This is a genomic window from Kocuria sp. CPCC 205258 (assembly GCF_040981005.1).
Taxonomy (GTDB): domain Bacteria; phylum Actinomycetota; class Actinomycetes; order Actinomycetales; family Micrococcaceae; genus Kocuria; species Kocuria rosea.
In genome coordinates, this window is record NZ_JAVKPS010000012.1 from 13,735 (window position 1) to 35,021 (window position 21,287).

The window sequence follows — 21,287 nt, forward strand, 5'->3', positions numbered from 1 at the left end:
GCTACGGTCGCGGGGGTCGTCGCCGCAGCGACGTTCTCCACCTGGTGCGCCTGCGGTTTTCCGCACCCCGGTCCGGCGCTCCGGGCGCCGGCGCGGCTCAGCCGGCGTCCAGCAGGCCGACGCCCATGGCCGCGAGGGTGCCGAAGGCGACGCCCCACAGGACGATGGAGACGATCTGCCACCGGATGACGGCGTTGCGGTCCGCACCGAAGGAGACCATGGCGGTGGCCGTGATCTGGCTGGGCAGGATGGTCTGGCCGAGCAGGCTCACACCGGCCACACCGTACCTGTCGAAGGCCCGGCGCAGTCTCTGTTGCCGGGGCGAGGGCTCCCGGGGGTCTCCGGCGAACCTGCGGCGGAGGCCGTGCGCGCCCAGGACCAGCGCCAGCATGGAGGCGACGTTGCCGACGACGGCGGCCCCGACGGCGATCGCCGGGTCGAGGCCGGCCAGGACGCCGACGACGGACCCGAAGTAGGACTCGACGAACGGGATCGCTCCTGCCACCACCACCCCCAGCCACTGGAGCAGCGGCGGCAGGGAGGAGGTGAATTCCTGCAGGGCGTCGATCATCGGGATCCTTCCGGGGGAGGTCGGCGCGGCCGGCCCGCGTCCGTCGCCGGGGCCGCTCCCAGCACGCTATCGGCGCGGCCCGCCCCGGGGCCTCCCCCGGCAGGCGGAGCCTCGGCCGCTCCGGGCGAGGGAACGGTCAGCGGCCGCCGGCCGGCTCCGCCCCGGGGCGGAGGTGGCGGACCAGGAACCGGGCCTGGTCCTCGAGCAGGCGCGAGCGCACGGGGTCCTCGTAGACCGCGAAGTGCCCCACCGGGTACGTCACGACCTCGCCCCGGGGCGCCGCCCGGGCGATCCGCGCGGCCCGCCGCGGATCCGTCTCGGTGTCCTGCTCCGCGACGCACACGAGCAGCGGCGCCCGCACCCGTTCGGCGGTGCCCGGCAGGTACACGGGAGGGTGGAGAAGCAGCCGGGGCGCGAACTCGTTGCGCCAGGAAGGACCCGTCCTCACGGCGTGCTCCAGGTACCGGTCCCTGTCCGGGTCGATGATCGCGCCCACGTCCCCGGGGAGCGCGAACACCGGGATGCAGCGCGGGGGCAGCCCACGCCGTCCCCGCAGCTCGTCGCGGACCGCGGCGGCCAGCAGCCGGACGGTGGTCCGCAGGAGCAGCCCGAACGGGATGTGCTCCTGCCGCTTCTTGGCCCGGATCTCGCCGACCGTGCTCTCGGAGCCCTTGCCGAACTCCGGCACCTGGGCGACCACGGCCCGGGTCCGCCGGTCCTCGGAGGCCAGCCGCAGGACGTGCCCGCCGGACAGCGAGCTGCCCCACAGCGCGGTGCGGGCCGGGTCGAGGCCGGGCAGGGAGCGGGCCAGGCGTACGGCCGCGCGCCAGTCCTCGAGCTGCTCCGCGGCGTCCACGACCTGCCGGGGTGCGCCGCCGCTGCGGCCGAACCGCCGGTAGTCGAAGGTCAGCACGGCCAGGCCGTGCTCCACGAGGCCGGCGGCGTGCTCGGCCAGCTGGTCCTGGGTGCCGGTGAAGCCGTGGCCCATGACCACGCAGGGCGCCGCGGCGCCGGCCGGCGCCGGGCGGTACAGCGCGGCGGCGCACGGGACGCCGCCCGAGTCGAACGTGAGAGCCTCTGGCATCGTGTCCTCCACCGGCCGCGGCGGGCCCTGGTGCCCGCCCGTGGGGTCCATCGTGCGCGCGTTCCGACGCCGATGCCAGGGTCCCGGGCGGTCAGGCCGAGGTCACCAGCTCGGACCGGCGCAGCCGGTGGCCCCGGATCGAGACCAGCCGCCGGAGTCCCGTGCGGTCCTCGAGGACCCAGGCGATCCCCAGCTGCGGGACCACCTCGCTGACCGTGCCGGTGAAGCGGGGCTGCCGGTGCTCCCAGGCCTCGATCCGGTCACCCGGCCGCACCCGGGCCAGGCCCAGGATCCATCTGTTGCTCGCGGTCATGGGGAGCCCCTTCCGTCTCGTGCGCCCGGTTCCCCCATCCTCGTCCCGGCATGTGGCCGCGGCGTTTCCGGCGGGTTGACGTCCCATGTCCTCTCCTCGGTCCCGGGGGCCGCCCCGGGCCCGGAGGGAGGGCCGGCGGGGTTCAGTACTTCCGCAGGGCCACGCGCGGCTGTCCCGTCCACCGCGCGCGCAGCAGCGCCGAGACGTCCAGGAGCAGCTCCGTGAGCTCCGCGGAGCCGGGGCCCAGGGCGCGGACCACGAGGCCGGGCACCGGCAGCTCGGAGACCCCGCACCGCAGCCCCGGCAACCGGGTCTCGGCCGCGGCGAGCAGGTCGTGGACCTCCTCCACCAGCTCCCGGTCCGCCCGGGGGTCCACGACCAGCAGGGAGCCGAGGTGCGTGCGTCCCTCCAGGAAGCCGAGCCCGGCCACGGCGTCCTCCCCCGGGCGCAGGCGGAGGTTGTCGAGGACCACCGTGCGCCCGCCCATCTGCACCTCGGTGCGCAGCACCACGCCGCGGTAGCGGAAGACGGTGCCGTCCGGCGCCCACCCGGGGGTGACCACCTCGCCCGCCACGAGGCAGGCCGAGGGGTCCATCGTCACGGTCGTGGACTGCACGTAGTCGGCGTCCTCGTAGGCGATGAGCTGGTCCGGCAGGTACTCGAGAACCGCGCCGGGGCCGAGCGCGAGACGCACGTCCTGGCGGGCGGGGGCGGCCGGGGCGCGGTAGACCTTGGTCGCGGACTGGGTGGTGACCAGAGCGGTGCCGGCGGCCCCGACCGTGACGTCCAGCTCGTAGCGGTCCCCGCCGAGGTACCCGCCGCCGGGATTGACGACGACGAAGCACGGCTGCCCCGACCCGTCCAGGTGGTGCGGGCGCAGCACGCGCAGGGCGCCGGCGTGGAACTGGTGGGCCGCCACGGTCCGGTCCCCGCGGGGCACCAGCACCAGCTCGAGCCGGCCCGTCGGCGCGGAGGCCGGCGCGGCGGCCTCCGCGGCGCGCCGGCCGGGCGCCGCGGCGGCGGGCGCGGCGGCGGTCACGGGACCATGTCCAGCATCAGCACGTCGTGCCGGATCCACGCGAGGATCCGCTCGAGGCCCTCGTCGGTCCGGAGGTTGGTGAAGCAGAACGGGCGGTCCTTGCGGAACACGGCGGAGTCCGCGGCCATGACGTCGAGGTCGGCGCCGACGTGCGGGGCGAGGTCGGTCTTGTTGATGACGAACAGGTCGGACTTGATCATGCCCTGCCCGGCCTTGCGGGGGATCTTCTCGCCCTGGGCCACGTCGATGACGTAGATGGAGAAGTCGACCAGCTCCGGGCTGAACGTGGCGGAGAGGTTGTCCCCGCCGGACTCGACGAACACGATCTGCAGGTCCGGGTGCTGGGCGCACAGCTTCTCGATCGCGGCCTCGTTCATCGAGGTGTCCTCGCGGATCGCGGTGTGCGGGCAGCCGCCGGTCTCGATGCCCACGATCCGGTCCAGCGGCAGCACGCCGTTGCGGGCCAGGATCCTGGCGTCCTCGATCGTGTAGATGTCGTTGGTGATCGCGGCCATCGAGACCTCGTGGATCAGCGCCCGGGTGACCCGCTCCACGAGCTGGGTCTTGCCGGCGCCCACGGGCCCGCCCACGCCGATGCGCACGGGGCCGCGGCCGGTCGGCGCGGAGGGGGCGGGGGAGACGGTGGTCATGGTGAGCTCCTGGGTCGGTGCGGTCGGTGCGGTCGGTGCGGTCGGTGCGGTGGTGGGTCAGGACATGAACATGCGGGCCCGCTGCCAGGCGTGGCGCATCTGGGCGATCTCCAGGCCGGGGCTGGTCGCCCCGGCCTCGTGGTCGGCCATGGACCCGATCCGCTCGACGCCGCGGGCGACGTCCTCGTGCAGGGCGCGCAGCACGCGCTGGCCTGCGTTCTGGCCGATGGGGATGCCGCGCACGGCGTTCTGGGTCAAGGAGGTCACGGTCGAGAAGAGGTACGCGCCGGCGAGCTGCTCCCAGGCCACGCCGAGGCCGGCTCCCACGAGCGCGAAGGCCACCGCGGGACTGCCGCGGCTCGTCCCGGCGCGCTGGCGCTGCGCGTAGGCCAGCAGCCGGGGGGAGGGGAAGTTCTCGGCGCCGATGCCGGTCATCCGCCGGCCCATCGCGGTCGCGGCGTCCCGCACCTGGACGGGCAGGGCCTGGGCGGCCAGCAGGTCGTCGGCGCGCCACACGGCGTCGTCGTCGGCCGCCGTGGCGACCGCGCGCACCGCCCAGCCCTCCGCCGGCACCACCTGGTGGTGCAGGCAGTGCCGGACCCAGGCCAGGAAGCTCGGCTCGTCGTGGACCGTGCCGTCGTCCACGTAGGTCTCGAGCCCCAGGGAGTGGGCGAACGCGCCGGTGGGCAGGGCGGAGTCGGCCAGCTGCAGCACGGCGAGCGTCCCGGCGAGCGCTCCGGCGGCGCCCGCGGGGGAGCGCTCAGTGGGTGTGCTCGGCATGGCGGAAGGGGACCTCCATCTGCCGCTCGACGCGCGCGAAGCGCACCCCGGCGTCCCGCAGGAAGGCCTCGGCCGTGTGGTCGTACTGGAGCACCATGACCCCGTCGTGGCCGGGCAGCTCGGGGACCTCGGCCGCGGGGCCGAGGAACTGGGCGGGCAGGTGCCGGTTGCCCAGGGAGTGGGCCACGAAGCCCATCTGCTCGATCGTGGCGGGCGCGACCACCAGGACGTCGGTGGGCAGGGTCGAGACCACCACGACGTTGTGGCCCTCCCGGTGCAGGATGTCGCCGTCCCTGAGCTCCCGCCGCGAGCTCAGCCGGATCCCCACCTCGGTGCCGTGGTCGGTCACGACCCGCTGGACGCGCTTGCGCAGCTCGGGCCCGGAGAGCGCGACCCGCTCCAGGTGCAGGCCGGCGCGCTCCGGCTCGGTGAGCTCGGCCAGGTTGCCGAGGACGGCTTCGACGATCACGGGTGCGGGTCCTCTCGTGGGGCTTCGGGGTGTCTCAGGACGTGCGGGGCTCGGCCGGCGGGCCGGTCAGAACAGGAAGTAGCGCTGGGCCATGGCCAGCTCCTCGGCGGGCTCGCACGTGGCGATCTCGCCGTCCACGCGGACCTCGTAGGTCTGCGGGTCCACCTCGATCTCCGGGGTGGCGTGGTTGTGCCGCATGTCCTGCTTGGTCAGGCCGCGGATCCCGCCCACGGGCAGCACCCGCTTGCGCAGGCCCAGTCGCTCGCCGACGCCCGCCTCGACGGCGGCGCGGGACATGAAGGTGATGGAGTTGGCGTGCGGGGCGGTGCCCTTCGCGCCGAACGCGTCCCGCATCAGCTGCGGCTGCGGGGTGGGGATCGAGGCGTTGGGGTCGCCCATGAGCGAGTGCACGATCTGCCCGCCCTTGAGCACGGCGTGGGGCTTGACCCCGAAGAACACCGGGTCCCACAGCACGAGGTCCGCGAACTTGCCCGGCTCGACCGAGCCCACGACGTCGGCGATCCCGTGCGCGACCGCCGGGTTGATCGTGTACTTGGCCACGTAGCGCTTCAGCCGGGCGTTGTCCCCGCGGCCCGTCTCCTCGGGCAGGGGCCCGGTGCGTCGCTTCATCTGGTCGGCCAGCTGCCAGGTGCGCAGCACCACCTCGCCCACACGGCCCATGGCCTGGGAGTCGGAGGAGGTCATGGAGAACACGCCCAGGTCGTGCAGCACGTCCTCGGCGGCGATCGTCTCGGGCCGGATCCGGGAGTCCGCGAACGCCACGTCCTCCGGGATGTCCGGGTTGAGGTGGTGGCAGACCATGAGCATGTCCAGGTGCTCCTCCGCCGTGTTCCGGGTGAAGGGCAGCGTGGGGTTCGTCGAGGACGGCAGCACGTGGGGCAGGGCCGCGATGCGGATGATGTCCGGGGCGTGGCCGCCGCCGGCACCCTCGGTGTGGAACGTGTGGATGACCCGACCGCCGATCGCGGCCACCGTGTCCTCGAGGAACCCGCACTCGTTGAGGGTGTCGGTGTGGATGGCCACCTGCACGTCGAACTCGTCGGCCACGGTCAGGGCCGTGTCGATCGCGGCCGTGGTGGCGCCCCAGTCCTCGTGGATCTTGAGCCCCACGGCGCCGGCGCGGATCTGCTCCACGAGCGGCTCGGGGGCGCTCGCGTGGCCCTTCCCGAGCAGCCCGAAGTTCATCGGGTAGCCGTCGAGGGCCCGGAACATGCGGGCGAGGTGCCAGGCGCCGGGGGTGATCGTGGTGGCGTTGGAGCCCTCGGCGGGGCCCGTGCCGCCGCCGAACATCGTGGTGATCCCGGAGGACAGGGCCGTGCCGATCTGGTCGGCGCCGATGAAGTGGATGTGGGAGTCGATCCCGCCCGCGGTGAGGATCCGGCCCTCGCCGGCGATCACCTCGGTGGAGGCGCCGATCAGGATGTCGACGCCGTCCATGATGTCCGGGTTGCCGGCCTTGCCGATCCCGCTGATGTGCCCGTCCCGGATGCCGACGTCCGCCTTGTAGATCCCGGAGGCGTCGAGCACCACGGCGTTGGTGACCACGGTGTCCACCACGCCGTCGTCCCGGGTCAGCCGCCCGTTGTGGCCCATGCCGTCCCGGATCACCTTGCCCCCGCCGAAGACCACCTCGTCCCCGGGGACCGTGCGGTCGTGCTCCACCTCGAGGAACAGCTCGGTGTCCGCCAGGCGCACCAGGTCCCCGGTGGTGGGCCCGTAGAGGCTCGTGTACTGGGCGCGGGACATCTCGTGGCTCATGCCTGCTCCTTCCTGGGAGCGTCGGTGCCGGGGGCGTCCGTGCCGGGGGCATCGAGGGGCCCGTTCACCCGGTTCGCGAGGCCGTGGACCTCGCGGCGCCCCGCCAGGGCGACGAGCCGGACGCGCTTGCGGTCGCCGGGCTCGAAGCGCACCGCCGTGCCGGCGGGGACGTCCAGGCGGAAGCCGCGGGCCGCCGCCCGGTCGAACTCGAGGCCGGGGTTGACCTCGGCGAAGTGGAAGTGCGAGCCCACCTGCACGGGGCGGTCGCCGCGGTTGACCACGTCCAGCTCCGTGGTGGGCCGGCCGGCGTTGATCACGACGGAATCGGGCCGCAGGACGTACTCTCCGGGGATCACGGGCGCTCCTTCGGGGCCGGGGGCGGGCGGGTCAGCGGATGGGGTCGTGGACGGTGACGAGCTTGGTGCCGTCCGGGAAGGTCGCCTCGACCTGGACGGAGTGGACCATCTCCGGCACGCCCTCCATGACGTCCGCCCGGGCCAGGATCGTGGAGCCCCAGGACATGAGCTCGGCCACGGTCCGGCCGTCCCGGGCGCCCTCCAGCAGCTCGGCGGTGATCAGGGCGACCGCCTCCGGGTGGTTGAGCCGCAGCCCCCGGTCCCGGCGCCGCCGGGCGAGGTCGCCGGCCACGACGACCAGCAGCTTCTCCTGCTCACGGGGGGTCAGGTGCACGGCTCTCCTCGGGACGGCGGGTGCTCAGGGACAGTCGTCACCGTAGGGGCTCCGTGTTTCGGCGAGGTTCACCGGGTGTTTCCGGCACGTGCCGGGGCGCGGGCGCACGGGCCGGCGCCCCGGCGCGTGCGCCCGCGCCGGCTCAGAGGGCGAGCGCCGCCCGGGCGTGCTCCTCGGCCCGCTCCCCGGCGCGGCCGGAGGCGCTGACCCGCCCGGAGTCCAGGACGTACCAGTCCGTGGCCGAGCCCAGGGCGAAGCCGATCCGCTGCTCCACCAGCAGCACCCGGATCCCGGTGCCGGCTGCCAGCTGCAGGATCTTCTGCTCGATCTCCTGGACCACGGACGGCTGGATGCCCTCGGTGGGCTCGTCGAGGATCAGCAGGGACGGCTCGGTGATCAGGGCGCGGGCGATCGCCAGCTGCTGGCGCTGCCCGCCCGAGAGCAGCCCGGCCCGCCGCTCGAGCAGCCCCTCGAGCGCCGGGAACATCGCCAGGGACCGGTCGACGGCGGCCCGCCCGTTCCGCCGGCCGTCGGCCACCACCTGGAGGTTCTCCCGGACGCTGAGCCCGCCGAAGGAGCGCTGGCCCTGCGGGACGTAGGCCATGCCGCGGCGGACCCGGGCGTGCCCGCTGAGCCCGGTGATGTCCTCGCCGTCGAGCAGGATCCGGCCGGAGGTCACCCTGTTGAGGCCCACGACCGCCCGCAACAGCGTGGTCTTGCCCGCCCCGTTGTGGCCGAGGAGGGCGACCACGGCGTCCCCGCTGACGGTGAGGTCCACGCCGTGGACGACCTCGGTGCGGCCGTAGCCGGTGTGCACGTCCTGGAGCTCGAGCATCAGGAGTCCCCTTCCCGGGGGTCGGCCGCGGTGGCGGCGGCGGTGGCGGCGGTGCCCAGGTAGATCTCCTGGACCCGCGGGTCGGCCTGCACGTGGGCCACGGAGCCCTCGCTGATCACCCGGCCGTCGGCCATCACGGTGACGGAGGTGGCGTAGCGGCGCAGGAACTCCATGTCGTGCTCCACCACGATCGTGATCCGGTCGCCGCCGATCCGGCGCAGCAGCTCACCGGTCTGCTCCCGCTCCTCGTGGCTCATCCCGGCCACGGGCTCGTCGAGCAGCAGCACCTGCGCCCTCTGCACGAGCAGCATCCCGATCTCGAGCCACTGCTTCTGCCCGTGGGCCAGCACCCCGGCCGGGACGTCCCGCAGGGCGGAGAGGTTGATGATCTCGAGGGCCTCCTCCACCTCCCGGGACACGGACCGCCGGGCGGCGAGCAGGGACAGGGGAGGGCGGCCGGCCTCCGCGGCGATGTCGAGGTTCTGCAGGACCGTGAGCTGCTCGAAGACGCTCGCGGTCTGGAAGGTGCGGCCCACGCCCAGCCGGGTGATCCGGTGCGTCCTGCGGCCCACCAGCTGGTGGCCGTCGTGGTCGATCGACCCGCGCGCCGGGACGAGCCCGGTCACGGCGTCGATGAGGGTGGTCTTCCCGGCGCCGTTGGGGCCGATGAGGAAGCGCAGGTCGCCCTGGTTGACGACGAGGTCCACGCCGTCCACGGCCGTGAAGCTCCCGAAGGACACGGTGAGGTCCGTGATCTCGAGGTAGGAGGGGCGGCCGGTGCGCAGCCCGCCGGGCTGCGGCGGGGTGCGGCCCAGCAGGGAGCTCCTCCACTCGGGGCGGCGCGCGGACAGCATCTCGGGACGTGCGGCGGCGTTCATCGGGCCTCCTCCGCGGCCAGGGCCGCTGCCGGGGTGGGGACGGGGTCGTCGGGGGTGGTGGCCCCTCCGGGGCCGTGGCCGTCGCCGTCGCCGGGGGCGGTCGCGGGGGTGCGGCGACGACGCCGGAGCACACCGGGCAGCGAGGCGATGCCGCCGGGCAGGAACCCGACCACCAGCACGAAGAGCAGGCCCTGGAGGTACACCCAGAAGGACGGGAACGCGGAGGCCAGGGACGTCTCGGCGAAGGACACGGCGATCGAGCCGAGCACGGGCCCGAGCAGGGTCGCGCGGCCGCCGACGGCCACGCCGATGAGGAACGCGATGGACGGGATCACCCCGACGTCGGCGGGGGAGACGATCCCCACCACCGGGACGAACAGCGCCCCGCCGATCCCGGCCATCACCGCGGCCAGGACGTAGGCGGCGGTCTTCACGAGGGCAGGGTCCCGGCCGAGGAAGCGCACGCGCTCCTCCTGGTCCCGCACCGCCACGAGCAGCTCGCCCCACCGGCTGCGGTGGAGCTGCCAGGTGAGGGCCACCATGGCCAGGAGCAGCGCCGCGGTGACGAGGTAGAGGAGCAGCTGGTTGCGCGGGTCGGCGAGGTCGTAGCCGAACAGGGAGCGGAAGCTGCTCAGCCCGTTGGAGCCGTTGGTGAGGACGGGCTGCCCGATCAGCCAGACCGCGAAGGCCGCGGCGAGGGCCTGGGACAGGATCGCGAAGTAGGCGCCCTTGACCCGCCGGGTGAAGATCGCCAGGCCCAGGGCCGCGGCCACCGCTGCCGGCACCAGGACCACGCCGAGCACGGCGGCCACCGGGTGGGCGAACACGGCCCACACGGCGGGCAGCTCGGTGACGCCGTTCTGCCGCATGAACTCGGGGACCTGCTCGCCCAGCAGCCGGGTGTCCGCGAGCTGCAGGTGCATGGCCATGATGTAGGCGCCGAGGCCGAAGAACAGGCCCTGGCCCATGGTGAGCATCCCGCCGCGGCCCCAGGCCAGGCCGATGCCCACGGCCACCATGGCGATGCACAGGTACTTGCCGAGCAGGCCCAGGCCGAACCCGCCGAGGGCCAGGGGCGCCAGGACGAGCAGCAGGAGCGCGCCGAGGGCCAGCCCGGCGGCGGCTCCCCGGGGCCCGGTGAGCCGGTCGCGCCACGCGGCGGCGGGACGGGGTGCGCTGGTGGTGCTCATGCCAGACCTCTCGTTCGGACGCTGAAGATCCCCTGGGGGCGCAGCTGCAGGAAGGCGACCACGGCGACCAGCACCAGGACCTTGGCGATCGAGGCGGTCGTGGAGTACTCGACGAAGGCCTGGAGCACGCCCAGGCCCGCCGCGGCGAGCACGGCCCCGCGGATCTGGCCGATGCCGCCGGCGACGACCACGAGGAAGGCGTCCACGATGTAGGTGGTGCCGAGGGTGGGGCTCGTGGAGCCCACGAGGGTCAGCGCCACCCCGGCCACGCCGGCGAGCCCGGAGCCGATGAAGAACGTCAGCTGGTCGGTGCGCCGGGAGGAGATCCCGCTGACCTCGGCGAGGTCGCGGCTGAGCACCACGGCGCGGATCCGGCGGCCCAGGGAGGTGCGGTGGAGCACGAGCGCGAGGGCGGCGACCACGACGACGGCCAGGGCCAGCAGGAACACGCGGGACGCCGGGACCGGGACGCCCAGGACCTCCACGGGGCCCTGCAGCAGCTCGGGCAGCCGCACGTCCACGCTGGGGGCGCCGAAGACGTCCCGGGCCACCTGCTGGAGGATCAGGGACACCCCGAAGGTGACGAGCAGCGTGTCCAGCGGCCGGTGGTACATCCGCCGCAGCAGCAGCCCCTCGACCAGCAGGCCGAGGGCCCCGCCCACGAGGAACGCGATCGGGATCGACAGCAGCAGGGAGACCCCGGCGTGGCCGAGCACCTGCTGGACCGTGAAGGCGGTGTACGCGCCGGCCATGATGAACTCGCCGTGGGCCATGTTGATGACGCCCATCTGCCCGAAGGTCAGGGACAGCCCCACGGCCGCGAGGAGGAGGATGGAGCCGAGGCTGAGCCCGGCGGACAACTGGCTGACGATGACTTCCATGGACGACTCTTCTCTCGGTCTGCGGGGCGTCGGGGGGCGGTGCCGGCGGCGGCGGGGCGGCTCAGCCGGAGACGCCGTCGGCCCAGTCGTAGCCGGTCAGGAACGGGTCGGGGACCACGGGCTCGGCGGCCTCCTCGACCGTCTCGATCAGCCCGTCCTCGCGGATCCGGCCGATGCGCGGGGTCTTGGTGACGTGCTGGGTCTCCCCGTCCACCTCGACGGTGCCCTCGGGGGCCTCGACCACGGTCCCGTCGGCGGCCTCGCGCACGGCGTCGACGTCGAAGGACCCGGCCTTCTCGACCATCGCCCGCCACAGGTGCACGGACGTGTAGGCGGCCTCCATGGGGTCGCTCGTGACCCGCCCGGCGCCGTACCGGTCCTGGAACGCCCGCACGAACCGCTCGTTCTCGGGGGTGTCGACGGTCTGGTAGTAGTTCCAGGAGGTCAGCTGGCCGGCGACGTTCTCCACGCCGATCCCGGGGACCTCCTCCTCCGCGACCGACACGGAGACCACGGGCATCTCGCCGGCCTCGAGGCCCACGGAGGTGTACTGGCGGAAGAACGCCACGTTGGAGTCGCCGTTGAGGGTGTTGAACACCGCGTCGGCGTCCGAGGCCAGGAGCTTGTTGACGATGGTCGAGAACTCGGTCGAGCCCATCGGCAAGTACTCCTCGCCCACCACCTCCATGCCGTGGGCCGCGGCGTAGGCGTTGATGATCCGGTTCGCCGTGCGGGGGAAGACGTAGTCGCTGCCCACCAGGAAGATCCGCCGGTGCCCCTGCTCCCGCAGGTGGTCGAGGGCCGGGACGATCTGCTGGTTGGTGGTGGCCCCGGTGTAGAAGATGTTGGGGGAGGCCTCGAGCCCCTCGTACTGCACCGGGTAGAACAGCAGCGAGTCCTGGGCCTCGAAGACCGGGAGCATGGCCTTGCGGCTCGCGGAGGTCCAGCCGCCGAACACCGCGGCCACGCAGTCCTGCCGGATCAGCTTGGCGGCCTTCTCCGCGAACACCGTCGGCTCGCTCGCGCCGTCCTCGGTGACGGGTTCGAGCTCCTTGCCGAGCACCCCGCCGTCGGCGTTGATCTCCTCGATCGCCAGGTTCAGGGAGCGGTTGACGGTCGTCTCGCTCACGGCCATCGTGCCCGAGAGGGAGTTGAGCAGCCCCACCTTCACGCTGTCCCCGGAGGTGTCCACGCACGAGCTCGAGGGCGCCTGGACCGCCTCTGCGCTCGGCCGCGGGTCGTACTTGGCGCCGCACCCCGTGAGGAGCGTGGCCGCCACGAGGGCCGGGATCAGAGCGCGCCGTGCGGGGACCGTCATGCCGTCCTGCTTTCCGGGGGAGGAGTCGCTGGGTGCCGGGCGGTGGTCCTGCGGGCAGGACCCGGTCCGCCGGGATGGGAGCGACGCTAGCCAGCCGGGATTTCCGGGGTGCGGCGCAGAGGTTTCCCGGCGATGTCGGACGCGGCGCCCGGTTTCGGGCGTGTGTCGCCCGGTCCCGCAGCGGCGCCGTCCGACGCAACTCCGTATGCTCGGGACCGATGGAGAGCGCGGTCCGCCGGGACCGCCCCGGTGCTTGGAAAGGTCGTGCGGCGATGTCCCCCTCGGTGCGCCCGCTCGCGGTGGCGGTGCTGACCGCGGCCCTGGTCACGGGGTGCGGCTCCGGGTTCCCGAAGGACCCGGAGGGCACCCTCGACCGGGTGCGCGGCGGTGAGCTGCGGGCCGGGGTCTCGGAGAGCCCGCCCTGGACGGAGGTCGCCGACAGCGGCCGTCCCTCGGGGGTGGAGGTCGAGCTGGTCGAGGAGTTCGCCGAGCGGATCGACGCCGAGGTCGTCTGGACCTCCGGCGCCGAGAGCCACCTGATCCGCTCGCTCGAGGGCGGCGACCTCGACGTCGTCGTCGCAGGCCTCACCGAGACGTCCCCCTGGGAGAAGCACGCCGCGCTGACCCGCCCGCACACGGAGATCGAGCCGGGGGACGGCCGCACCGAGAAGATCGTGCTGGCCACCCGGCTGGGGGAGAACGGCTTCCTCACCGAGCTCGAGACGTTCCTGGTGGAACGGGAGGAGGGGTGATGTCGCAGTCCGGGGCGAAGGCCCGGTTCGGGTCCACCGAGCTCACCGGCGCCCAGGCGCGCACCCTGGCGCGTGCGGTGCGCCTGGAGAAGATCACCCTCGGGGTGCTCGCCGTGACCGTGGCCGTCGTGGCGCTCGTGGCCGGGCAGTCCCAGGCCATGAAGGTCGCCTGGATCGAGGACTCGCTCTCGTTCCTGCCGCCCCTCGCCTTCCTCGTGGCGGTCCGCGTCGCCGGCCGGCGCCCTACGCCCCGCCACCCCTACGGCTACCACCGCTCCGTGGGCGTGGGCCACCTCGTGGCGGCGGTCGCGCTCCTGGCGATGGGCGCGTTCCTCGTGGTCGACTCCGGCTCCGGGCTCCTGCGGGGCGAGCGGCCCCCGATCGGGGTCACGAGCCTGTTCGGCACGCCGGTGTGGTCCGGGTGGCTGATGGTGGCGGCGATGACGCTCACCAGCATCCCGCCCGTGATCCTGGGCCGGATGAAGATGAAGCTCGCGGAGGAGCTCCACGACAAGGTGCTCTACGCCGACGCCGACATGAACAAGGCGGACTGGATGACCGGCCTGGCCACGGCGCTCGGTGTGCTGGGCATCGGGATGGGCCTGTGGTGGGCGGACGCGGTCGCGGCGCTCGTGGTCTCCACGTCGATCCTCAAGGACGGGACCACGAACCTCAAGGGGGCCGTCGCCGACCTCGTGGACTCCCGCCCGACCACCTACGACGACGCCGCGCCCCACCCGCTCGTCCAGGACGTGGAGACGGTGCTGCGCCAGCAGCCGTGGGTGCAGGACGTGGGCGTGCGGGTCCGGGACGAGGGCCACGTCTTCCACGTGGAGGCCTTCGTGATCCCGGCCGCGGGCACCGCCCCGACACTCGGGCAGCTCGCGGCCGCCCGGAAGCGCTGCGCGGACCTGGACTGGAAGATCGAGGACGTGGTGCTCGCCCCCGTGGCGGAGCTGCCGGAGGACCAGGTCCCGCGCTGACGCGATCCCTGCCCCTGCGCGAGGGGTCTCGTCCCGAGGCCATCCGGGATGTGTTCCGACAGGAGGCGCCCCCTCGGCAGGGATGTGGGTGGAGCCGGACCCCTCGGCGGGGTCAGATCTTCAGGTGCACCAGGCTCGGCCCCTCGACCGCGAGCGCCTCGACGACCTTCTCGGCCAGGTTCTCCGGGGTGGCCTCGAACCCGACCGCGCCGAAGGCCTCCGCGAGCGCGGGCCAGTCCGGCTGCCGCAGGTCCACGGCGAGCGGGTCGATGTCCCGGTCGGTCATGTTCTGCCGGATCTCGCCGTAGCCGCCGTTGTCCACGCACACGATCGGCAGGTCCACGCCGAGCTCCACGGCGGTCATCAGCTCCTGGATCGAGAACATCAGGGCGCCGTCGCCCACGAGGCACAGCACGGGCCGGTGCGGGGCGGCGAGCTTCGCCCCGATCGAGGCGGGCAGGCCGTAGCCCAGGGTCGCGTAGGTCCCCATGTAGAGCAGGGAGTGCGGGAGCTGGGCGCGGAAGAACGTGGTGGAGCCCAGGTAGGTGACCTGGGAGGAGTCGCCGCCGATGATCGTGTCCTCGGGCACCACCGCCATGATCGTCTCGTTGAGCGCCGCGAGCTCGGGCGCGGTGCGGCGGCCCTCGTCGTCGAGCCGGGCGAAGACCTCGGTGAGGTCGCGTGGGGGGCGCGGGGCGAGCGGGCCGATCGCCTCGAGGAGCTGCGGGACCACGGCCGCGGAGTGGCCGGGCAGCTCGATGTCCGGGTCCAGGTTGCACAGCATCTGGTCCCGCATGATGTCCACGCGCACGACCGGGCCCCGCGGCGTGATGTCCCCGCCCCACAGCTCGGCCTCGCCCACCTTCGAGCCGATCACCAGCAGGGCGTCGGCGGAGCGCAGGAACTCGTGCGCGGTGGACAGGCGCAGGTCGGCGCCCAGCGAGAGGCGGTGCCGCTCGGGGATCGCACCCTTGCCGTTGGTCGTGGTGATGACCGGCGCCTCGAGCAGCTCGGCGAGCTCGAGCAGCCGCGCGCCGGCGGCCAGCGAGCCGCCGCCCGCGAGGATGACAGGGTGCTCGGCGTCCCGCAGCACCTCGGCGGCGCGGCGCACGTCGTCGACCGGCGCCGGCTGCGGGGCGCCGAGCCGGCGCGGGGCCACCTGCCGGTCGGTGTAGTCGAGCTCCGCCTCCAGGACGTCCAGCGGGATCTCGATGTGCACCGGCCGGGGGCGGGAGTGGGCGAAGTCCCGGAAGGCGTCGTGGACCATGGTCACGGCCTCGGCCCCGCTGGTGACCCGGCGGCTGCGGCCGACGATCGCGTCCACGGCCGCGGACGGGTTCTTCGTCTCGTGCAGCGAGCCGATGTCCCGGAAGTCGTGGCCCACCGGACGGCCGGGGGACAGGATGATCATCGGTCGGGACTCGGCGTAGGCCGTGGCCGCCCCGGACAGCGAGTTGAGCAGGCCCGGCCCGGACGTGGTGATGACGACGCCCGGCAGCCCGGAGACCTGGCTCCACCCGTCGGCGCCGTACGCGGCGCCCTGCTCGTGGCGGGTGGTGACCGCCCGGATGCCCAGCTCGCGCAGCGGGCGGTAGAACTCGAGCGAGTGGGTGCCGGGGATGCCGAAGACGGTGTCGACGCCGTAGCCCCGGAGCGTTTCCAGCACGGCACGGGCGGTGGTCCTGCGGGCGGTCATGAGCGGTCCTCCAAGGGGTGGGGCGGGTGGTGTGGGGCAGGTGGAGCAGATCGGGCCGGGCGGATCGGGCCGTGCGGCGGGCGCTCAGCCCTCCCCGGCGGTCCGGTCCTTGACGTAGAGCAGGCGCTTGTTGACGAACTCGTCCATGCCCAGCGGGCCCAGCTCCCGGCCGTAGCCGGAGCGCTTGACCCCGCCGAAGGGCATCTCGGCGCCCTCGGCCTCGGCGGCGTTGACGGCGGCCATGCCCGCGTCCAGGCCCTCGGCGAGCCGGCGCGCCCGGTCGGGGTCCGTGCTGAAGACCGCCCCGCCCAGGCCGTAGGGGGTGTCGTTGGCCAGGGCGAGCGCCTCCGCGTCGTCGGCCACCCGGTAGACCACGGCCACGGGGCCGAAGAGCTCCTCGTGGTGGGCGGCCATGTCCGGGGTGATCCCGGTGAGCACGGCCGGCTCCAGGTACGCGCCCGGGCCCTCGAGCAGCCGCCCGCCGGCGTGCAGGGTGGCGCCGGCGTCCACGGCGGCCCGGATCTGACGGGCCAGTCCCTCGGCCGCGGCCCGGGAGGACAGGGGGGCGAAGGTCCCGGGGGCGGCCTCGGCCGGGTCGCCCGGGGTCAGCGCCTCGGCCTGGCGGGTCAGCTCGGCCACGAACTCGTCGTAGAGGTCCGCCATGACGATCATCCGCTTGTTGGAGTTGCACGCCTGGCCAGTGTTGCCCATGCGGGTGGCGAAGGCCGTCCGGGCGGACTCGCGCACGTCGTCGGTGTCGAGCACGACGTAGGGGTCGGAGCCGCCGAGCTCGAGGACGACCTTCTTCAGGTTCCGCCCGGCGATCTCGGCGACCTTCGCCCCGGCCCGCTCGGAGCCGGTCAGGGACACGCCCTGCACCCGCGGGTCGGCGATGATGTCCGCGACCTGGTCGTGGCTCGCGAAGACGTTGGCGTAGGCGCCGGCCGGTACCCCGGCGTCGTCCATGAGCTGCTGGAGGGCCAGGGCCGCCCGGGGGCAGGACTCGGCGTGCTTGAGCAGGATCGTGTTGCCCAGCACCAGGTTGGGGGCGACGAAGCGGGCCACCTGGTAGTAGGGGTAGTTCCACGGCATGATCCCCAGCAGCACCCCCACAGGACGCTTCTGGACCACCGCCCGGCCGCCGCCGGAGGTCGTGATGGGCTGGTCCGCGGCCAGGGCCGGGCCCTGCTCGGCGAAGTACGCGAAGATCTCGGCACAGAACGCGACCTCGTCCCGGGCCTCGGCGAGTGGCTTGCCCATTTCCTCGGTGATGACGGCGGCCAGCTCCTCGACCCGTTCGGTGAACAGCGTCCCGACGCGGGCGGCGACGGCCGCCCGCTCCTCGATCGGCAGGGTCCGCCAGGCGCGGAACGCGGCGTCGGCGCCGGCCAGGGCCTCCTGCACCTGGGCGTCGGTGGCGGTCGGGTGCTCGGCCAGGACCCGGCCGGTCGCCGGGTTGACGGATCGGTAGGAGGACGGGGCGGTGGATCGGGCGTCAGCGGTCATGGCGGGGTCTCCTCGGGAATGATCGGGTGTCGTCGTCGTCGTCGGCGTCGGTGGCGTCGTGGTCCCGGGGCGGGGACCGGGCAGCGGCGGCGCGGGGCTCACGGCTGCATCGCCACCGCCCGCACCGGGGAGCCGTCCAGTCCGCGCAGCCGCAGCGGCAGGACGCTCACCAGCGGGTCCCGCCAGTCGACGGCGTGCAGGTTCGTCAGGTTCTCGACGATCGCCCCGCCCGCCCCGAGGACCGCCGCGTGCACCGGCAGCTCGGGCGGGCCGGACGCGCCGGCGTCCGGGGTGCGGTCCGGGTTGAGGGTGTCCGTGCCGAGCACGTGCACGCCCGCGGACAGCAGGCGCTCGGCGATCTCCACGTCCAGCACCGGGTGCGCCAGGTAGCGCGGGGTGCCGAAGTGCCGGGACCAGTCGGTGCGGAACAGCACGATCGTGCCGGCCCGCACGTCCTCCAGCTGCGCGCGGACGTGCGCCCAGCGGATCACCTCGTGCCCCCGGAGGTCCGGCACGTGCACGATGCGCGCCGGTCCCACCAGGCGGGCGAGGTCGAGCTCGTCCACGGGCGAGCCGCCGTCCACGGTGTGCAGCGGGGCGTCCACGTGCGTGCCGCTGTGCGTGCCCAGGTGCAGCTCGGCCACCTGGAAGCCGTCCCGCGGGACGGACGCCGCGAGCCGGGAGTCCACGGCCGGGTCCCCCGGGAAGACCTGCATGCCGGCCTCCACGGGGTGGCTCAGGTCAACGAGGCGCATCGGCGGCCTCCTCCGGCCTGCCGGCCGCGCCGACAGCGCCGACCGTGCAGGGTCCGCCGGTCCGCTCGGGCGCGGCGGCCCCGTCCTGCGCGTCAGTCCCGTCCCGCGCCCCGGTCCCGTCCGTCCCGGTCCTCCCCGCCTCGGTGAGGTGGCGCTGGACCGGCCGGCCCGGCACGATCCGCTTCGCGGCCAGGGCCCAGAGCAGGTAGAGCGCCGCGGAGAGGACGAACGTGGGAATGGTCGCGCCCACGGGGCTCGGCAGCACGTAGGTGAGCACCAGCGAGCAGACCGCGCCGACGACCCACACCGCCACGGCGGCGGGGTTGACCCCGCCCCGGTACCAGTACCGGCCGCCGCGCCCGCGCAGGATGTCCGCCACGTAGGCGCCGCGCTGGACCACGTAGTAGTCCACCAGCATGATCGCGAAGACGGGGATGAACAGCGAGCCGATCAGCACCAGGAACTCGGTGAACTGGTCCAGCAGGCCCAGCCGGGTGGACCCGAGGACCGACACGGCCCCCAGCACGAGGGCCGTGGGCAGGAACCGCAGTCTCCGCGAGGGTGTCAGGTTCACCACCGAGGAGACCATGCCGTAGACGACCATGGTGTTGGTGGCCATCACCGACAGGAAGACCACCACCGCCAGGGGCGCGCCGAAGGCGGCGACGAGCACCGTCGGGTCGAACCCGACCGCCTCCCCGCCGTCGAGCACCACGTAGGCGACGGCGGTGGCCCCGAGGCTCATGGCCGCGACAGTGGACAGGACGTACCCCGCGCCGGAGCCGATCATGCCCGCGGACTGCCGGCGGGCGAGCCGGTTGAACTCCGCGGAGAGCACGGTCCAGGAGATGGCCGTGGCGATGACGACGTCGAGGACCGCGATGGGGGACCAGCCCGCCCCGGGGTCCACGGGCAGGGCGGCGAAGTCGGCCACCGGGTAGGACGTGAACGCCACCGTGAACACCCAGGCCATGATGCCCAGGATCACCACCGCCAGCCACGGCTCCACCCGGGCGATGCCCTCGTGGCCGAGGACGGCCAGCGCCACGACCAGCGCCTGGCAGAGCACCGAGAACAGCACCGGGTTCGAGTAGCCGGTCGCCTGCGCCACGAGGAAGTTCACGGTGACGCCGGCGAGCATCGCCTGCACCCAGCTCCAGCCCATGAGGATGACCACGTTCGCGGCCACCGGCAGGAAGGACCCGCGCAGGCCGAAGGAGCCCTTGGTCAGGGACATGGTGGCCAGACCGGTGCGGGTGCCCATGTTCCCCACGAGCACCAGCACCGCCCCGCCGATCAGCGTCCCCAGGACGATCATGGCCAGGGCCGTGGGCCAGGACACCCCGGGCACGAACAGCGTCCCCGTCAGCAGGGTGGTCACCACCAGGTTCGCCGCGAGCCAGATCATCCCGATCCGGCCGGCGCCCAGCGTGCCGCGCAGCGGGCCGTAGCCCTCGGAGTTCTCGTCCAGGTGGTCCGAGAGCCGCGACCAGGCGCTCACGGGCGGGCCTCCGCGCGGTCGGCGCCGGAGCCCGCGAGGCGCTCGTTCCACTGCCGCAGCACCCCGGCGTGCGTGGGGCGGGACAGCAGCGAGACCACCACGTAGACCAGCGCGGAGCTCGCCAGTCCCAGGTAGATGGGCGCGTTGGCCAGCACGCCGAAGACCGCCATGGACGCCACGGTCACCACGGACCCGACGAGCATGGACAGGGCCGCGCCGAGGCTCGTGCCGCGCCGCCACAGGAGCCCGCCGAGGATCGCGACGAGCAGGCCGCCCACCAGGATGTCGTAGGCGATGGTCAGGGCGGTGACGGTGTCCGAGACGAAGATCGAGATCACCGTGATCACCACGCCGAAGACGAGCACGTAGATCCGGTCCCCGCGCAGCGCCTCCGCGGTGCCCTCCGGGGCGGGGGCCGCGTGCCGGGTGAGCAGGGACCTCACGGTCGGCACGACGTCGACGCGGGCCACCGTGGCCGCGGCGATGAGCGCGCCCGAGGCCGTGGACATCATGGCGGCGACCCCGGCGGCGAGCACGATCCCGCCGAGCCCGGCCGGGACGTACTGCTGCGCCATCGTGGCGAACGCGTCGTCCGGGGAGGACAGGTCCGGGGCCACGGCGGCGGCCGTCATCCCGATGACGGCCCCGGCCACGCCGTAGAGCGCCACGTAGGCGGCGGAGGCGAGCCCGCCCCAGCGGGCGACCTGCGGGGAGCGGGCGGTGAAGACGCGCTGCCAGATGTCCTGGCCGATCAGCATGCCGAAGCCGTAGACCACGAACTGGGTGACGATCGCCTGCGTGCCCATGCCGTCCCAGGTGAAGAACGTGGCGTCCAGCCGGTCCTCGAGCCCGGTCCAGCCGCCCGCCGCGGAGAGGGAGAACGGCAGCAGGACCAGGAAGATGCCGACCGTCATGAACACGAACTGCATCATGTCGGTGAGCGTGATCGACCACATCCCGCCGAGCACGGAGTAGGCCACGACCACCACGCCGCCGAGCAGGATCGCCCACGACCGGTCGAGCGGGAAGAGGACCGAGAAGATCGCGGCGTACGCGGAGGTGGAGGTCACCGAGAGCATCACGGTGTAGGCCAGCATCACGAACGAGGACGCCTTGGCCCCGCCGCGCTCGCCGTAGCGCAGCTGCAGCATCTGGGAGACGGTGAACACCTTGAGGGACTGGATGCGGCCGGCGAAGAACAGGCTCAGCGCGGCCAAACCGGTGGCGATCGCCACCACCAGCCACATCCCGGAGATGCCGTAGGTGTAGCCGAGGCCCACCCCGCCCACGGTGGACGCGCCGCCGAGGACCACGGCGGCCATCGTCCCGGTGTAGAAGCCGGGGCCCAGGCGGCGGCCGGCCACCCGGTAGTCCTCGGCGTCGTGGGCCCGGCGGCTGGCCCAGAGCCCGACCGCCACCATGGCGACCAGGTACAGCACGATGATCAGCACGTTCATGGGTGTCGCTGCTTCCTCGGGGCGCGGGCGCCCACGGGGTCGATCGGGAGCCTCCCCGGACGGGGGTTGCTCTACAAGAAACAAAAGTTGTCCCACATAGTATGATGCAGATCATGTTTTGGGAACGGGTCCGGGTCGTGACGGGCGGGTAAAACCGTCC

Annotated in this window: 22 protein-coding genes; 2 read left to right on the top strand and 20 right to left on the bottom strand. The window is 73.7% G+C overall.

Annotated features, from left to right (window positions below):
* Positions 1-97 precede the first annotated feature (97 nt).
* From RF644_RS16045 to urtA, 15 genes are all read right to left on the bottom strand, one after another.
* Complete coding sequence (locus tag RF644_RS16045) at positions 98-571, bottom strand: hypothetical protein (RefSeq protein ID WP_368797230.1); 474 nt, start codon at positions 569-571, stop codon at positions 98-100.
* A 136-nt stretch (positions 572-707) separates the two neighbouring features.
* Positions 708-1,655, bottom strand: a complete 948-nt coding sequence (locus tag RF644_RS16050) for an alpha/beta hydrolase (RefSeq protein WP_368797231.1) — start codon at positions 1,653-1,655, stop codon at positions 708-710.
* A gap of 91 nt (positions 1,656-1,746) precedes the next feature.
* Positions 1,747-1,968, bottom strand: coding sequence for a hypothetical protein (locus RF644_RS16055; protein WP_017834791.1), 222 nt, complete (start codon positions 1,966-1,968; stop codon positions 1,747-1,749).
* Positions 1,969-2,110: 142 nt separating this feature from the next.
* A complete protein-coding gene (locus RF644_RS16060) occupies positions 2,111-3,007 on the bottom strand; it encodes an urease accessory protein UreD (RefSeq protein ID WP_368797232.1) in 897 nt (298 codons plus the stop codon).
* Positions 3,004-3,657, bottom strand: a complete 654-nt coding sequence (gene ureG / locus RF644_RS16065; protein ID WP_017834793.1) for an urease accessory protein UreG — start codon at positions 3,655-3,657, stop codon at positions 3,004-3,006. The genes RF644_RS16060 and ureG overlap by 4 nt, the downstream gene beginning before the upstream one ends.
* Before the next feature lie 57 nt (positions 3,658-3,714).
* Positions 3,715-4,437 carry an urease accessory protein UreF gene (locus RF644_RS16070; RefSeq protein WP_368797233.1) on the bottom strand — a complete coding sequence of 241 codons (723 nt, stop codon included), beginning with the start codon at positions 4,435-4,437 and terminating at the stop codon, positions 3,715-3,717.
* Positions 4,418-4,906 (bottom strand): urease accessory protein UreE, encoded by a 489-nt coding sequence (gene ureE / locus RF644_RS16075; protein ID WP_368797234.1) that lies wholly within the window; start codon positions 4,904-4,906, stop codon positions 4,418-4,420. Before ureE ends, RF644_RS16070 begins: the two co-directional genes overlap by 20 nt.
* A 66-nt stretch (positions 4,907-4,972) precedes the next feature.
* Positions 4,973-6,685 (bottom strand): urease subunit alpha, encoded by a 1,713-nt coding sequence (gene ureC, locus RF644_RS16080; protein ID WP_368797235.1) that lies wholly within the window; start codon positions 6,683-6,685, stop codon positions 4,973-4,975.
* On the bottom strand, positions 6,682-7,041 hold the full coding sequence (locus RF644_RS16085; protein WP_368797236.1) for an urease subunit beta: 360 nt from the start codon (positions 7,039-7,041) through the stop codon (positions 6,682-6,684). The genes ureC and RF644_RS16085 overlap by 4 nt, the downstream gene beginning before the upstream one ends.
* Before the next feature lie 31 nt (positions 7,042-7,072).
* Complete coding sequence (locus tag RF644_RS16090; RefSeq protein ID WP_017834798.1) at positions 7,073-7,375, bottom strand: urease subunit gamma; 303 nt, start codon at positions 7,373-7,375, stop codon at positions 7,073-7,075.
* A 142-nt stretch (positions 7,376-7,517) separates the two neighbouring features.
* On the bottom strand, positions 7,518-8,210 hold the full coding sequence (locus RF644_RS16095; protein WP_368797237.1) for an ATP-binding cassette domain-containing protein: 693 nt from the start codon (positions 8,208-8,210) through the stop codon (positions 7,518-7,520).
* On the bottom strand, positions 8,210-9,088 hold the full coding sequence (gene urtD / locus RF644_RS16100; protein WP_133410982.1) for an urea ABC transporter ATP-binding protein UrtD: 879 nt from the start codon (positions 9,086-9,088) through the stop codon (positions 8,210-8,212). The genes RF644_RS16095 and urtD overlap by 1 nt, the downstream gene beginning before the upstream one ends.
* Complete coding sequence (gene urtC / locus RF644_RS16105; protein WP_368797238.1) at positions 9,085-10,278, bottom strand: urea ABC transporter permease subunit UrtC; 1,194 nt, start codon at positions 10,276-10,278, stop codon at positions 9,085-9,087. The genes urtD and urtC overlap by 4 nt, the downstream gene beginning before the upstream one ends.
* Positions 10,275-11,159, bottom strand: coding sequence for an urea ABC transporter permease subunit UrtB (gene urtB / locus RF644_RS16110; protein WP_368797239.1), 885 nt, complete (start codon positions 11,157-11,159; stop codon positions 10,275-10,277). The genes urtC and urtB overlap by 4 nt, the downstream gene beginning before the upstream one ends.
* 61 nt (positions 11,160-11,220) lie before the next feature.
* Positions 11,221-12,477: an urea ABC transporter substrate-binding protein gene (gene urtA / locus RF644_RS16115; protein ID WP_368797240.1), complete on the bottom strand. Its 1,257-nt coding sequence runs from the start codon at positions 12,475-12,477 to the stop codon at positions 11,221-11,223.
* Between the two features lie 272 nt (positions 12,478-12,749).
* On the opposite strand from urtA, the gene RF644_RS16120 reads away from it, so the two are divergent.
* A complete protein-coding gene (locus tag RF644_RS16120; protein ID WP_368797241.1) occupies positions 12,750-13,229 on the top strand; it encodes a transporter substrate-binding domain-containing protein in 480 nt (159 codons plus the stop codon).
* Entirely contained in the window at positions 13,229-14,212 is a 984-nt protein-coding gene (locus RF644_RS16125) for a cation diffusion facilitator family transporter (RefSeq protein WP_368797242.1), read from the top strand. The genes RF644_RS16120 and RF644_RS16125 overlap by 1 nt, the downstream gene beginning before the upstream one ends.
* Positions 14,213-14,324: 112 nt before the next feature.
* On the opposite strand, the gene RF644_RS16130 is transcribed toward RF644_RS16125, so the two are convergent.
* The 5 genes from RF644_RS16130 to RF644_RS16150 all read right to left on the bottom strand — a co-directional run bounded on the left by RF644_RS16130 (position 14,325) and on the right by RF644_RS16150 (position 21,127).
* The gene (locus RF644_RS16130; RefSeq protein WP_095651212.1) at positions 14,325-15,908 is read right to left on the bottom strand and encodes a thiamine pyrophosphate-binding protein; all 1,584 of its coding nucleotides are present in this window, start codon (positions 15,906-15,908) and stop codon (positions 14,325-14,327) included.
* A gap of 84 nt (positions 15,909-15,992) precedes the next feature.
* On the bottom strand, positions 15,993-17,414 hold the full coding sequence (locus tag RF644_RS16135) for an NAD-dependent succinate-semialdehyde dehydrogenase (RefSeq protein ID WP_368797243.1): 1,422 nt from the start codon (positions 17,412-17,414) through the stop codon (positions 15,993-15,995).
* A 98-nt stretch (positions 17,415-17,512) separates the two neighbouring features.
* Entirely contained in the window at positions 17,513-18,169 is a 657-nt protein-coding gene (locus tag RF644_RS16140) for a cyclase family protein (RefSeq protein WP_035923266.1), read from the bottom strand.
* Entirely contained in the window at positions 18,156-19,670 is a 1,515-nt protein-coding gene (locus RF644_RS16145; RefSeq protein WP_368797244.1) for a cytosine permease, read from the bottom strand. The genes RF644_RS16140 and RF644_RS16145 overlap by 14 nt, the downstream gene beginning before the upstream one ends.
* A complete protein-coding gene (locus RF644_RS16150) occupies positions 19,667-21,127 on the bottom strand; it encodes a sodium:solute symporter (RefSeq protein WP_368797245.1) in 1,461 nt (486 codons plus the stop codon). Before RF644_RS16150 ends, RF644_RS16145 begins: the two co-directional genes overlap by 4 nt.
* Positions 21,128-21,287 lie beyond the last annotated feature (160 nt).